The 13,511-nt window shown below is 69.4% G+C and carries 15 protein-coding genes; 7 read left to right on the top strand and 8 right to left on the bottom strand.

Annotated elements, in window-relative coordinates; translation table 11 throughout:
• Positions 1-97: 97 nt before the first annotated feature.
• The gene (locus tag EV137_RS14035; RefSeq protein WP_166679866.1) at positions 98-505 is read left to right on the top strand and encodes a cupin domain-containing protein; all 408 of its coding nucleotides are present in this window, start codon (positions 98-100) and stop codon (positions 503-505) included.
• Here EV137_RS14035 and EV137_RS14030 read toward each other — a convergent pair whose 3' ends face one another.
• From EV137_RS14030 to EV137_RS41035, 4 genes are all read right to left on the bottom strand, one after another.
• Positions 506-1,423: a VanW family protein gene (locus tag EV137_RS14030; protein WP_166679865.1), complete on the bottom strand. Its 918-nt coding sequence runs from the start codon at positions 1,421-1,423 to the stop codon at positions 506-508. It abuts the gene before it with no gap.
• A 131-nt stretch (positions 1,424-1,554) separates the two neighbouring features.
• Positions 1,555-2,697, bottom strand: a complete 1,143-nt coding sequence (locus EV137_RS14025; protein WP_134129025.1) for an Rv3235 family protein — start codon at positions 2,695-2,697, stop codon at positions 1,555-1,557.
• Between the two features lie 248 nt (positions 2,698-2,945).
• Positions 2,946-3,095, bottom strand: coding sequence for a hypothetical protein (locus EV137_RS14020; protein WP_202870916.1), 150 nt, complete (start codon positions 3,093-3,095; stop codon positions 2,946-2,948).
• A 461-nt stretch (positions 3,096-3,556) separates the two neighbouring features.
• Positions 3,557-4,822: a LysM peptidoglycan-binding domain-containing protein gene (locus tag EV137_RS41035; protein WP_202870915.1), complete on the bottom strand. Its 1,266-nt coding sequence runs from the start codon at positions 4,820-4,822 to the stop codon at positions 3,557-3,559.
• Positions 4,823-4,991: 169 nt separating this feature from the next.
• Between EV137_RS41035 and EV137_RS14010 the strand changes: the two genes are divergently transcribed.
• Positions 4,992-5,540: a hypothetical protein gene (locus EV137_RS14010; RefSeq protein ID WP_130382387.1), complete on the top strand. Its 549-nt coding sequence runs from the start codon at positions 4,992-4,994 to the stop codon at positions 5,538-5,540.
• A gap of 149 nt (positions 5,541-5,689) precedes the next feature.
• On the opposite strand, the gene EV137_RS14005 is transcribed toward EV137_RS14010, so the two are convergent.
• Positions 5,690-5,938 carry a helix-turn-helix domain-containing protein gene (locus EV137_RS14005; RefSeq protein ID WP_133997520.1) on the bottom strand — a complete coding sequence of 83 codons (249 nt, stop codon included), beginning with the start codon at positions 5,936-5,938 and terminating at the stop codon, positions 5,690-5,692.
• Positions 5,939-6,103: 165 nt separating this feature from the next.
• On the opposite strand from EV137_RS14005, the gene EV137_RS14000 reads away from it, so the two are divergent.
• The 5 genes from EV137_RS14000 (at position 6,104) to EV137_RS13980 (ending at position 10,971) form a co-directional block, all read left to right on the top strand.
• On the top strand, positions 6,104-6,763 hold the full coding sequence (locus EV137_RS14000; protein WP_133997517.1) for a CpaB family protein: 660 nt from the start codon (positions 6,104-6,106) through the stop codon (positions 6,761-6,763).
• A complete protein-coding gene (locus tag EV137_RS13995; protein ID WP_134129023.1) occupies positions 6,763-8,040 on the top strand; it encodes a CpaE/TadZ family protein in 1,278 nt (425 codons plus the stop codon). The genes EV137_RS14000 and EV137_RS13995 overlap by 1 nt, the downstream gene beginning before the upstream one ends.
• Before the next feature lie 110 nt (positions 8,041-8,150).
• On the top strand, positions 8,151-8,945 hold the full coding sequence (locus EV137_RS13990; RefSeq protein ID WP_134129021.1) for a DUF4097 family beta strand repeat-containing protein: 795 nt from the start codon (positions 8,151-8,153) through the stop codon (positions 8,943-8,945).
• Between the two features lie 137 nt (positions 8,946-9,082).
• The gene (locus EV137_RS13985) at positions 9,083-9,739 is read left to right on the top strand and encodes an HAD family hydrolase (RefSeq protein WP_133997507.1); all 657 of its coding nucleotides are present in this window, start codon (positions 9,083-9,085) and stop codon (positions 9,737-9,739) included.
• A gap of 50 nt (positions 9,740-9,789) precedes the next feature.
• Positions 9,790-10,971, top strand: coding sequence for a glycosyltransferase 87 family protein (locus EV137_RS13980; protein ID WP_238175281.1), 1,182 nt, complete (start codon positions 9,790-9,792; stop codon positions 10,969-10,971).
• On the opposite strand, the gene EV137_RS13975 is transcribed toward EV137_RS13980, so the two are convergent.
• The 3 genes from EV137_RS13975 to EV137_RS13965 are packed head-to-tail and all read right to left on the bottom strand — an operon-like array spanning position 10,916 to position 13,475.
• The gene (locus EV137_RS13975) at positions 10,916-11,674 is read right to left on the bottom strand and encodes a nucleotidyltransferase domain-containing protein (protein ID WP_134129019.1); all 759 of its coding nucleotides are present in this window, start codon (positions 11,672-11,674) and stop codon (positions 10,916-10,918) included. The two genes, EV137_RS13980 and EV137_RS13975, sit on opposite strands and share 56 nt — an antisense overlap.
• Positions 11,674-12,990, bottom strand: coding sequence for a hypothetical protein (locus EV137_RS13970; protein ID WP_134129017.1), 1,317 nt, complete (start codon positions 12,988-12,990; stop codon positions 11,674-11,676). Before EV137_RS13970 ends, EV137_RS13975 begins: the two co-directional genes overlap by 1 nt.
• Positions 12,990-13,475: a cupredoxin domain-containing protein gene (locus EV137_RS13965; RefSeq protein ID WP_134129015.1), complete on the bottom strand. Its 486-nt coding sequence runs from the start codon at positions 13,473-13,475 to the stop codon at positions 12,990-12,992. Before EV137_RS13965 ends, EV137_RS13970 begins: the two co-directional genes overlap by 1 nt.
• Between the last annotated feature and the right edge of the window lie 36 nt (positions 13,476-13,511).

Here is a 13,511-nt window from a genome sequence, read left to right as displayed (position 1 = left end):
GTTCCAGTTGCACTGCTTCTCGGTGGCGTCGCTTCCTGTTGCATCGTTGGATTCGCGCGGCCAGGATGGGGAATTCGCCGGTGAGAAGGAGATTCTGGTGGCACGTCGCGACGACCTGTCAGGGGTTCCGCTGCTCGGGCGGACGGTGGCGCCGGAGGGATCCGGCCTCGTCCTCGCCGAGTGGGAGGCGGCGGGACGTACGTCGGACGAGGTGGCGTGGCAGGCACCCCTGCATGTGCATCACACCGACGACGAGGCGTGGTACGTGCTGTCCGGGACGATGCGGATGCGGATCGACGGCGAGGACTACGACGTACCGGCCGGGTCCGGGATCGTCGGGCCGCGCGGCGTGCCGCACACCTTCGGCAACCCGAGCGAGGAACCGGCGCGGTATGTGCTGGTGATGTCGTCCACTACCCACGCGATGCTGCGCGAGTTGCACGGCGGGTTCTCGGGGGACGTGGCGGCGCTGTTCGAGAAGTACGGGTGCTCGCTGCTCGGGTGATCAGTCCGGGAGTACGACGTCCAGCACCGGTACGTCGACCGGCAGGTACTTGACCAGGGCAACGTTCTCGCGGATCAACTCGTCGCGGACCGCCGTACCCGTGCGGCGATCGATCACGGTCCGCCAGATCTCGTTCCGCCGGAAGTAGTCCGCGCCGACCCGGAGGAACCGCTCCTCCTTCGCGAACACCCGGTACGACGACTCCGCTGGGACGTCGGCCAGGATCTCGCCCTCGAGATAGCGATCGCCGACGCCCACGTGCAGCTGGAACGTCTGGTCGGTGTCGTTGCGGAACTGCAGGTCCACGTAGTTGTAGACGATGCTGCAGCCCACACCCCACGGCAGCACCCGCCCGTTGTCGGGGAACGGGTCGAAGCTGTGCGTGGATCGCTGCGTCACGGTCAACGGCGAGTGCAGGACCATCCAGTGCAGCAGATTCGCCAGCTGGCAGATGCCGCCGCCGATGCCCGGTTTGGCCTGCCCGTTCGACAGCCGCATGCCCTTCACGTACCCCTTGCGGCGGGTCGCGTTGCCGACCACCTTGTTGAAGGAGAACGTCTCACCCGGCCGGATCACCAGCCCGTCGACCTGTGCGCAGGCGAGCTTCAGGTTCGTCACCTTGTTGTGCTGCATCCACATCTCGGTCTCACCGAGCTGCCGCAACAGCAACGACTTGTGCCGCTTGATGCGCACCGGTAGGTCGTTGACGTCGCGCGTCCCGGCGTACGGCGTGCTGGACCTCATCCACTCCAGCCGCTTGGCGGCACGGTGGTAGCGCACTGCCAACGGATACAGCAGGCGGATGCGTTCGCTCCACCGTCGCCGACGTACCGCCGGAAGAACCCGCGCCCGCTCGGCCGCGGTCAACTCTCGAACATCGACCTGCCACGCCGCCTCGGCGGCTGCACTCTCCAACATCCCATTCCCCCGAACAAGAAGACCTCGGCCAACGTACGCCGCCCCGCCTCCAACCACGTGACAGACGCAGCACAATCGAATTGCGCCTGTTGAGACGCCGAACCTCGGCCGAGAGTTCGCCGCGTCTCGCTCTAACCGAGTTCGAGCGCGGTGCAGACCCAGCGGTTGCGGCGGACCTCCAGGCGAAACGCGACCGCGCGCGACCGCTCCCCGTGTCGCACGTGCGCGGCGACCTCGGCGATGCACGGCTGGGGCATGAACACCCGCACCGAACGCACGGTGCTCTTCTCTTTCGACCCACGCGTACCCGCGGTCGAGTTCATCCCGAGCATCCGCACCCGCCGATTCAGCTCCGTGAACACCACGTCGTCGGTGAACCGCACCAGCTGCGAGATCGGTCGATCCCCCGCCAGCACCTCCGAAACCGCCTGCGCCAACCGAGCCCCCCAGACCCGAACCTCCGGCAACACCGGAGCCGCCCCCGGCCGCCCCTCCGGCCCACCAACCCCACCCTGCACCCGCCCGTCCCCGCCACGCCCACCCACCCGCCTCCCAACAGCCGCCGCGCCACCCGCGGTGGCCGGCGTGCTGCTGGACGTGGCTGCACCCAACGTGGTGCTGCCGGCGGTGGTGGCTGGCGTGGTGGTGGAGCGGACGTTGGCCGGTGTGCTGCTGGAAGGGGCCGCGGCCAGCGGGGTGCTGGCACGGGTGGTGGCTGGCGTGGTGGTGGAGCGGACCTTGGCCGGTGTGCTGCTGGACGCGGCTGCGGCCAACGTGGTGCCGGCACCGGTGGTGGCTGGCGTGGTGGTGGAGCGGACCTTGGCCGGCGTGCTGCTGGACGCGGCTGCAGTCAACGTGGTGCCGGCACCGGTGGTGGCTGGCGTACTGGTGGAGCGGACGTTGGCCGGCGTGCTGCTGGACGGGGTTGCGGCCAGCGGGGTGCTGCTTGCGGTGTCGGTCGGGGTGGTGGTGGGGGTGGTGTCGGTCGGGTTGGTGTTGGCTGCCTTGAGCGACGCCCGGGCCCCGTCAGGTTGCCCAGGCGCCGCGACCGTGTGTGTGGCACCTACAACTGGCGGCACCACGCTGAGCTTCCGGCTCTCCTTCGTCACTCCACCGTCCGCGGGAGGCGCGGTGTGGGGCTGGGGGGTGGCAGCGGCGTCGATGCTCGACAGGTGCCGCGGCGCTGACACGACGCCCAGCCGCGTGATCGCCTGCAGCCGCAGCGCCAACGCCCCGTCCGTCAGCTCCCCGGCGTACCGCGCGGTGGCCGGCACAGTGTGCTCACCCGACCCACCGCCAACCGACGCCAACCGAGGCCGAGCCACCGCAGCCAACATCCCCGCGACATCCACCCCACCAACCGCAGAGCCACCAACCGCTGCTCCAGCAACCGTGGAGCCAGCGGCCGCAGCTCCGGCAACCGTGGAGCCAGCGGCCGCAGCTCCGGCAACCGTGGAGCCAGCAGCCGCAGCTCCACCAGCGGCAGCTCCAGCCACCGCGGAACCAGCTACCGCGGAGCCAGCTACCGCGGAGCCAGCAACCGCGGAGCCAGCAACCGCGGAGCCAGCAACCGCGGAGCCAGCAACCGCGGAGCCAGCAACCGCTGCTTCACCAACCGCGGAGCCAGCAACCGCTGCTTCACCAACCGTGGATCCACCAGCCGCAGCTCCACCTACCGCAGCTCCAGCTACCGCGGAGCCAGCTACCGCAGCCCCAGCTATCGCAGCCCCAGCAGCCGCAGTTCCACCAGCGGTGGAGTCGGCAACCGGTGCTCCGGCGACCGCGGTGCTAGCGAGTGCGGTCTCGGCTGCTGTAGCTGCGGGTGTGCCGGGGGTTTCGGCGGGCGCTGACGAAGTAGCTGCATCTGCGGTAGTTGGGACCGCCGTGCCCGTGGGAGTTGACGGCGTGGTGCTCGGCTCGGGCTGAGGAGTCGGCTTGGGTGATGGTGAGGTCGGGGTTGGGGCGGCCATGGGAGCCTCCGTTGCGTCCGGGTGGGTGGGGGCGGGGTCTTCTTGAGCGGCGCGGGCTCCGGTGCGGGCCGTCGTACGGGTGGGGACGGCGGTGAGAGGAGCAGCGGGCTGGAGGTGTTCCAGCGGGAGGTCTTCCGGCCGGAGGTTGGGGGGCTGGCTCATGTCACTGCTCCTCGGGGTGGGGCGTGAGGTGGTCGCCGGTGGGTGCGGGCGGGATGCGGAGTACCTGCCCGGGGAGGATGAGGTCGGGGTCGTTCCCGATCACTTGGCGGTTCGTGGCGTACCAGTCCGGCCAGCGGGCGGCGATCGCATCGGCGGTCGCGCGGGGGCCGAGTTCGCGGGCGGCGATGCTCCAGAGCGAGTCGCCTTTCCGTACGACGACCCGCACCGGCACGGATGGCCGCAGGTTCGTGTACCGGGTCGGCGCACCGGCGGTCGGCCGATCCGGCACACCCACCCGCGCACGCCCACCCGCGGGCAGGTCGTTCCCACCCTTCTGTCCTGCGCCTGTGTCCACGGGGCCGCTGGAAGCGGCGGGCCGGTCGGTGGCCTTCCGCTCGGCGGAGGGGCGGCCGGTGGTCGGGTTGCCGTGGCCGGCCGGATGGTTCGGGGTGCTGGTGATGGGCTTCGTCGGTGTCGGTGTCGGCGTCGGGGTGCTGGTGGTCGGCGTCGGCGTGCTGGGCGTGGTGGGGGTGGTGGGACGGGCCGGTGTGCCTGGCGTGAGGTTGGTCAGGCGGACCTGGGAGGGCGGCTCGGTGGCGCGGTAGTCGCTCTGCGTCTGCGGCGTTTGCGGCGCGCTCTTGGAGCCGCCGAGCTCTACGGCCGAGCGGGGCTCGGTCGCACGGTAGTCGTTGCTGCGCTGACGGGGAGCCGTGCTGTCGGCACTCGTGCGGTGCAGCGCGGTCTCCGTGCCACCGATCTCCACAGTGGACGCGGGCTCGGTGGCGCGGAACGACGTGTCGGTGCCGCCGAGCTGGACCGTGGAGCGGGGCTCGGTGGCGCGGTAGTCGGTGGCGCGGTAGTCGGTGGACAGGGTGGTCGAGGACGGCTGGGTCCACTGGCTGACGTGGGCGGTGTCGCCAGGACTTGCGTGGGCGGCGCCGACGGTCAGGGGAGTGACGGCGGCGACGCCGAGACCGGAGCGGAGCAGTGCGCGGGCGGTCTTGGTGGTGATCCGGCCGGCGACGGCTCCGGCGAGTGCACCGACCGCACCGGGGATCTGCTCGAGCGCTGTGAGTACGACGGCCAGCACCAGCCACCCGTATGCGATCCACGCGACCGTCCCGACGGCGAGAACGGTCAGCGAATCCAGGTCGTACGTCCGCAGGCCGCTGATCGAGCCCGCGGTGATCCACCGCAACAGCAGGTAGAGCCCGGCCAGTCCGGCCAGCGCGAGTGTGCCTTTGACCGCTCGGATCATCGCATTCATCCCGCTTCACCCCCGACCTATGAGTTTGCTTTAGTTTGCTTTGACTTGACCACTATAGACCGGTTCTGCGGCAGGTTTGCAAGTCCTTAACGCACGCTGCGTCGGTTTCCGCTGCGGACGGTGACCGTCGCAGGGCGCGGTGGCGCCCGGGACCGGTAGGTTCACGGTCATGCGGTGGGATGCGTTGTTCGCGGACCTGGAGTCGCAGTTCGAGGCGCTCCAGGAGAGTGATCTGTACGGCGAGGTGGCCGATCGGATCCGCGCCGAGGTCGGCAAGATCACGGTCCTGGACCGTCTGCGCGGGGCGGTGAACACCGTCGTACGCGTTGAACTGATCGACGCGGAGCCGGTCCGCGGGCTGCTCAGCCGGGTCGGGAAGGACTGCCTGCTGCTCGAGACCGAGCGCTACGAGGAATGGCTGATCCCGGTCGACGCCCTGGTCGCCGTACACCGGCTCGGGCCGTGGGCGGAGCCGGCGGTCGGAGCCGTCGAGGGGAAACTCGGACTCGCGCATCTGCTGCGCGGGATCGCCCGGGATCGTTCACCGGTCACCCTGTTCTGCAGCGGTGGAGGTCCGGTCACCGGCACGATCGACCGCGTCGGCGCCGACTTCCTGGAACTCGCGGAGCACCCCCTGGACGCGCCCCGGCGCCGCAGCGAGGTCTACAACGTCCGCCTGGTCCCCACCCAGGCCCTCCGCGCCCTACGCCGCCGCTAGCCCCGGGGGCGTGCACCCCTGCTGGGGTGAGGAAACAGGCTATTGCCTATGCCCAGACACACCAGCCCGTGCCCAAGTGCACTTTCCTGTGTCCAGACTCCACTGCCTGTGCCTAGCCCTCTGGCGCCAGCTCGCCGAGGGAGGCGGGGTTAGAGGTTGGCGTCTTCGTTGGCGTCGACTTCTTCGCCGAACGGGTGGGTGTCGATGAACTGTTTGGTCTCGGTGTAGAGGCGTTCGATGTACTTCTCCAGCTCGGTCGACTCGACCCGCCATTGGCCGCGGCCGCCGATCTTCACGGCGGGGATGTCGCCGCGGCGGACCAGTGCGTACACCTGGTTGGCGGAGATGTTGAGGACCTCGGCGACGTCGGCCAACTGGAGGAAGCGGGGACCCGGCATCGTCGTGCTCCTTCGGATAGTGGCTGGTTCCTTCAGTTTGCCACGGTTGGCGGGTGGACGACCGAGTTTGTCCCCAGGCCATGACAGCCTGTGGATGACCGTTCACCCTGCGAGCGGCCACCAGGCAGAATGTCCCGGGATCAGCAGACCGACTGGGGAGACGACGTGGTCGAGACAGCAGTGCGAAGTGGCTTCGGGGCGCCGGCCGCACCGGCCCAGCGCAACCGGAAGGCGCGCTGGAAGGACGGTCGCCTGGTGCTCGGCGTGCTGCTGGTCGCCGTCACCGCGCTGGCCGGAGCCAAGCTGCTGTCCTCCGCGGACGACACCACCACGATCTGGGCGGCCAAGCACGAGCTCAAGGCCGGGACCCCGTTGACCGACGACGACCTGACCACGGTCCGGGTCCGCTTCACCAGCGGCGACGACTCGGGGCGGTACCTGTCGGCCGACGCCGATCTGAAGGGGCTGGTCGTCGGCCGGACGGTGGGCCAGGGAGAGTTCGTGCCGAGGGACGCCGCCGTACCCAAGTCCGACCAGGACCGCACCGAGTTCCCGCTGTCGGTGGCGTCCGGTCGCCTGCCGTCCGACACCGCGCCGGGCGATGTCGTGGACGTGTGGGTGGTACCGAAGGAGGAGGGCCAGCCCGCTCGGGCCCTGTGGAGCAGTGTTCGCGTGCTGCAGATCGACTCCGTCAAGGGTGTCGCCGGCGGTTCGGCGCGCAGGCAGGTGACGATCGCCCTCGCCTCGGACGATCTACCTCGTATCCCGGCCGCCCTCACCGCGATCAGCACCGGCGAGCCGACCCTGGTCCGGAAGGACAGCTGATGTCGGTCCCAGTACTACTGGCCGTCACCGGGGCGCCCTGGGAAGCAGACGTCGTACGGCGGACCGAGGGCGCACCCGGGATCCGGATCGTACGGCGCTGTGTCGACGTCGCCGACGTGATGGCGGCGGCTGCGAGCGGTCAGGCTCGTGCTGTGCTGCTGGCCGACGCGCTGCCGCGGCTGTCGTCCGATGCGGTCGCGGCGCTGCACGCCCGCGGTATCGCCGTGCTCGCCCTGGTCGACCCGATGGAGACCGGGGCGCCGTTCGGCGCCGAGGACCGGCTGAGCCGGATGGGAATCGAGCGGATCCTGCCCGCCGACGTGAGTCCGGCGGACCTCGGCCGGGCGATCTCCGATGCGGTCGACGCCGGTCCGCCGATCACCAGCTCGCACTTCGCGGGCGGTTTCGTCCCGCTCTCGCCGGAGAATGCCGGCAACCCGCAGCCGGCCGCCTTCCCGCAGGGCACCGGTCGGCTGGTCGCGGTCTGGGGACCGACCGGCGCGCCCGGGCGGACGACGGTCGCGGTCAACCTCGCCTCTGAACTCGCGGCGAAGCGGGTCCCGACGTTGCTCGCGGACGTCGACGTGTACGGCGGGACCGTGGCGCAGATGCTCGGGATGCTCGACGAGACCTCCGGCCTCGCCGCCGCGGCCCGATCGGCGTCGAACGGCTCGCTCGACATGGTGATGCTCGCCCGGCACGCCCGCGAGGTGAATCCGCATCTGCTGGTGCTGACCGGACTCAGCCGGGCCGACCGCTGGACCGAGCTACGGCCCGCGGCAGTCGAGGCGATCTGGTCGACCGCGCGGACGCTGGCCCCGATCACGGTGGTGGACGCCGGGTTCTGCATCGAGACCGACGAGGAGATCTCGTTCGACTCGCTGGCGCCGCGGCGCAACGGGGCGACCGTGGTGACGCTCGAGGAGGCCGACGAGGTCGTTGTCGTCGGTACGGCGGACCCGGTCGGTCTGACCCGCCTGATCCGGGCGGTCCACGACCTGCGCGCCGTCGTACCGTCGGTCAACACCCGTGTGGTGGTGAACCGGCTGCGCTCCGGGTCGCTCGGCGGCTCGCCGGGTGACGCGGCGCTGGACGCGCTGCGGCAGTACGCCGGGATCGACAACGCCGCTCTGCTGCCCTATGACCTGAGCGCGGCGGACACCGCGGTCGCGCACGGGCGCAGTCTGGCCGAGGCGGCGAAGTCGAGCAAGCTCCGCAAGGCGTTCCAGCAGCTCGCCACGGCGGTCGCCAACGACCTCCATTCCGTCCCCGTCTGAGCCCGGCACTCAGGGTCGAGTCGGTGGGGATCTGGGGGATATCCCCACCGACAGCAGGGCCGCGATGTGCCAGTGTTGGAAGCACTTCGACCTGCACTTGAGGGAGCGTCATGTCCGATGTCCAAGGCCGGCCGCGGAGCTCGATGAGTGTCGAGCGGCGGTACGGGATCGCGATCTCCGTCGCTCTCATCCTCGGCGGGGCGTACTGGGCGCTCACCGGGCTGACCGAGGGCACCAAGAACAGCCAGACCAGCTACCCGGTGCAGGGCGGTGCGCTGCTCGTGAAAGGCGGCTCCGCGACGGTCGAGGTACGGCCCGGCGACGGGACCGAGGTCAAGATCGACCGGCAGTCCGAGCGGAACGTGTTCGGTTCGGACCCGAAGGAGAAGTACGACGAGAGTGAAGGCAAGCTCGAGCTGGACAGCGGCGGCTGCGGATTCCTGTCGTTCGGGTGCAAGACGACGTACGTCCTGACGGTGCCGCGGGACATGAAGCTCACGGTCGAGAGCAGCAGCGGCGACATGACGGTGAGCGGGATCGAGGGCGCGACGGAGCTGAAGACCAGCTCGGGTGACATCGAGGTGCACGACGTCGGCGGCCCGCTGGACCTCAAGTCGAACTCGGGTGAGCTCGAGGCGGACGGGCTCAGCGCGACGTCGGTGACGGCGCACAGCAGCTCCGGCAGTACGTCGCTGGACTTCACCGAGGCGCCGCAGACTGTCGAGGCGAAGACCAGTTCCGGCGACGTCTCGATCCGGCTCCCGTCCGGCACCGAGGCGTACAAGGTGGACACCGACACGTCGTCGGGCGACGAGTCGGCGAATGTGAAGATCGATCCGAACGCCAGCCGCACGATCACCGCGAAGACGTCTTCGGGTGACGTCAGCATCGAATACAACCACTGACCAACCCTCACTCCGCTCGGGGTCGGGGCGGACGAACCGACGCCGGGGGTATGACGGACTCTGGCCGAGTGTGCACAGCCTGTGAGGGTGAGGGTCGGGAGGGTGAGGGCGACTGTCGTCTGAGTAGGCTTGCGCGCATGGTCGAGGAGCGGGCGGTGCCGCGTGGTCTGCTGGTGGACTGGGGCGGCGTGCTCACCTCCGGCCTCGAGCCGGCGCTGCGGCGCTGGGCCGAACTCGACGATTTCGACTTCGATTCCTACCTCGAAGCAGTCATGAAATGGCTCCCTTCGGAGAGCGTCACCGCCGAGCTCAACCCGGTGCACGCCCTCGAACGCGGTCAGATCGCCGTCCCCGACTTCGAGCGCAAGCTCGCCTCGATCCTGGTCCGCCGCGACGGTACGCCGGTCCCCGCGGAGGGACTGATCGAGCGGATGTTCGCGCACTTCGAGCACCAGCCCGCGATGTCCGCGCTGGTCCGCCGCGCCAACGAGCGCGGGATCCGGACCGCGCTGCTCTCGAACTCCTGGGGCAACACCTACCCGCGGGACACCTGGGACGGGATGTTCGACGACATCGTCATCTCCGGCGAGGTGGGCCTGCGCAAACCCGAGCCGGAGATCTTCGAGCTCGCCGCCCAGCGGCTCGGCCTCGAGCCGGCCGAGTGCGTGTTCGTCGACGACCTGCAGCTCAACGTCGACGGCGCCCGCGCGGTCGGGATGACCGCGATTCTTCACACCGAGTACGACGAGACCCGGCGAGCGCTGGAAACCCTGTTCGGAGCCGACCTGACGTGACCGTGACCACCCCTCCTTCCTCCCCAACTCGTCCGGCCGGTCGTCGTCGCGTGATCATCGCGATCGCCGGATGCGCGGTCCTCGTGGCGCTCGGCGCCTGGATCCTCCACCTGTACGGCGGCATGATCGACCTGCGCGTCTACCGGATGGGCGGCTCGGTCCTGCTGCACGGCGACTCGCTGTACGACGCGAAGCTCCCCGGCGGCTCGAACCTCCCGTTCACGTACCCGCCGTTCGCCGCGATCGCGATGGTCCCGCTGGGCGCCGTACCGTGGGGTGTCGCGCTCGTGGTCTGGACGACGATCTCGGTGCTGTGCATCACCGCGTTGTGGCGGGCCAGCCTGACCAGGACGTTCTGGTCGTTCGTCACCCAGCGGAAGCGTACGGCGGTGCTGATCGCGCTGACCGTGCTGTCGCTGCTGCTCGAGCCGGTCTGGCAGACGATCCAGTTCGGCCAGATCAACCTGTTGCTGACCGCAATGATCCTGCTGGACCTGATCCGGCCGAACGACGCGCGCCTGCGCGGGTTCTGGCTCGGTGTGACGATCGGCGTCAAGCTCACCCCGTTGCCGTTCCTCGCACTGCTGGTGGTCACGAAGCAGTGGCGTGCGCTGCGCAACGCCGTACTCGGGTTGCTGGCGACGATGGCGATCGGGTTCGCGATCGTGCCGCACCAGTCGTGGCGGTACTGGACCGACGTGATCCTGGACGCCAACCGGGTCGGCGGGATCGCCTACACCGGCAACCAGTCGTTCAACGGGTTCCTGCACCGGATCGGAGACGAAGCGAGCTGGGTGCAGCCGACCTGGTTCGTGCTGTCGGCCGCGTTCGGGCTGGCGGTGCTGTGGCTGGCCCGGAAGTACTGGCTCGCCGACGAGCGTGTCACCGCGATCTCCGTGATGGCCCTCGCGGTCCTGTACGCGTCGCCGATCTCATGGAGCCACCACTGGGTGTGGATCATCCCGCTCGGCGTCAGCCTGATCCGCGGCGTCAACCGCGTCTGGGGCCTCAACCCCGCGGTCGTCACCGGCGTACTGTTCTACGGCCTGTTCGTGCTGCGCTCGATCTGGTGGGTCCCGTTCCGCGACGACCGCGAGCTCAGCTGGAGCTTCTGGCAGTCGATCCCCGGCAACTCACACCTGATCGTCGGAATGATCGCCTTCATCCTGCTGGTGATCACGAGCCGGAGTCTGCCGAAGCCGTCAACCCCCGAAGCGGCCCCGCCAACCTGACCGCCAGCTCCGCGTCGACGTACTCGACCTCAAGAAGCAGTACGTCGACGCTCGCACGAAACGCGCGCCGCAGCTCCTCCACATCCGGCGAACGCACCAGAGTCGCCTCCACAGCAGACGCGCCGTCCGACGGCAACAGATGCAGCCCACGCCCCTGAGAGTGCGGTACGCCGTAGCGCAGGCACATCAGCGTCAGCACGTGATCCCGCACTCCACTGATCATGTACTCCGCCTGCCACACCCTGCCGCGCCCAATGCTCGATCGCGCATGCAGCGCGTACAGCCACGCCATACCGACGACGTCGACGGCTGCCGGTGCACTCCACTGCGGCTGTTCTGCGGTCTCGCCGAAGAGCAGTTGGAACGTGGGGCCGAGTGCGCCGAACTCCTCGGCCGGGGCGAACGCGATGTCCACCTGCAGCGTGGACTGCAGCAAGAACACGCGGTAGACGGTGCTGCGGGACCAGACGTCGGTGTGATGGACAGCGGTGTGCTCGCGGTACATGCGGTCCGTCCAGTCCGTCAGGACGCCGGACTGGTCCGCGTCTGGTGCGAGACCGAGTGCCAGGTCGATGTCCGACCACCTGTCTTCTGCACCCGCTGCAGCCGAGCCAGTGAGCGCAGCGCCCGCAACACGCGCGTCCGCTCGAGCTGCCGCAACCAGGGCGTCGCGGAGGCTCGAGCGTTCGGCTGGGGTGTACATCAGGACGAGAAGAGCAGGAGTAGGCCCCCGCAGGTGTAGCCGACCATGACGATCAGTAGGGGCAGCTGGCCGGCCAGGGCCTTTGCGCGGGGGAACAGGGCGACCGCGCGGTCGTGGGCCGAGATGACGCCGAGCAGGTGTCCGCAGACCACCGCGAGGACCTGGATGACCGAGATCGCCGTGCTGTGGTTGGTGATGCCGGTGTTCACCGCGAGGAGACCGGTGCCGAAGACGTTGGCGCCGTTGCTCAGCGGGTCGCTCAGGTAGATGAGCGTCCGCTGACCCTCCAGGATCAACAGGGTCAGGTAGTGCGCGACGACGTATCCGAAGGCGATCGGTACGACGGAGTGCGCGAACAGGCCCGGTAGCGAAGTCCGCGAGCTGTCGGAGAGCCGGCCGGCCAGGACCGTGGCACCGGAGTACGTGATCAGCACGAACAGGATGAAGACGATCAGCGCGCCGGTGCCGAGCCAGGTCATCGAGACGTCCTGGTTCTGCGCCCAGCCGATCCACGCGGACGAGTTCGAGAACCCGTCGTACGCCGTCGAGCCGAGCAGCGCCGCCACCATCCCCACCAGTCCGGGCTGCGCGCGAAGGCCGTCGAGGTTCTCCAACGGCCGGCGGAGGACCAGTTGCCCGTCGGTACGGCGACCCCACGGCGACAGGCGCGACATCAGGGTCGCGTACACCTCGAACGGATCGCCCTGCGCGAACCAGCGGTCCCCGAACAGGACAGCTCCGAACATCGTGATCACGACGTACAACGCGATCCACGCCTGCAGTACCGGGATCGTGGCGCGGTCGGGCGCGACCAGTTCCAGCCAGGTGAACGCGAAGATGCCCAGCGCGGCCGGCCACAGACCGACCCAGGCCGGGAGCTCGAGCAGACCCTTGGACGGCGGCTGGCGGAGCAGCTTCGACAGCAGCAGGTGGACGGTGCGCAGCGGGTTCAGCGTCCGCCAGACCGGGCCGAAGACCAATGAGATCGGTACCAGCCCGACCCAGACGAGGATGTAGATGAAGCCGAAGATCGGGTTCGTCAGCCGGTCGACGCCGAAGACCAGCGACACCATCGCGTACAGGAAGGTCGCCAGCCCGAACAGCCGCACGATCCACCGGAACCAGCCGGCGTCGACGATCCGGGTGATTGCGGTCGGCAACGGTACGCCGGACGCGTCGCCGCGGTACTTCGGACTACGCCAGGCCAGCCCGAGGACGACGAACGACAGCGCGACCGCGACCGCGGCCCCACCGACCGCCAGCCCGAACGGAACCGGCAGGTCCTGACGCCCACCGATCCCGTGAAGGGGAAGCATCACGAGACAACGAGTTTGGCGACGAGTTTGCCGCTCTTGTGGGTCTCGACCTCGAACGTGCCCTTCATGTTCGCGGTGAACTTGACCGAGGCCGGCTTGCCCGGACTGAGCTCCAGCTCCTTGTCGTACCCGTGGATGTGCAGCTCCTCGGCGGCGTCGCTGACCGCCTTGACCAGCACGGTCTGGCCGGCCTTCACCTTGATCGTCGCGCCGCTCGGGTTGACCTTGCCGTTGGCAACGGTGACGTCGACGGTGACGTCCGCCTGCTCACCGGACGGGTCGGCGGTGTTCGACGGCGAGCTCGTGTTCGGCTTGCCCGGGGTCGGGGTGCTGGTCGGGAGGGTCGACGTCGGCGTACTGGCCGGGGCGCTCGGCGAGGGGGTGGTTGTGCCGCCGGTGCTGTCGCCGCCGCAGCCGGCCAGGACCAGCATGCCGAGGGCGGGCAGGAGTGCGGTGGCGGCACCGCGAGTGAGCGTCGAACGCATCGGTCCAGGAGCCTTTCAAAGGGTCAACGAAGTTCT

The sequence above is a fragment of the Kribbella pratensis genome (genome assembly GCF_004366075.1).
Classification (GTDB): domain Bacteria; phylum Actinomycetota; class Actinomycetes; order Propionibacteriales; family Kribbellaceae; genus Kribbella; species Kribbella pratensis.
The sequence above is the reverse complement of the archived record's forward strand: the minus strand, read 5'-3'. Positions and strand labels throughout refer to the sequence as shown.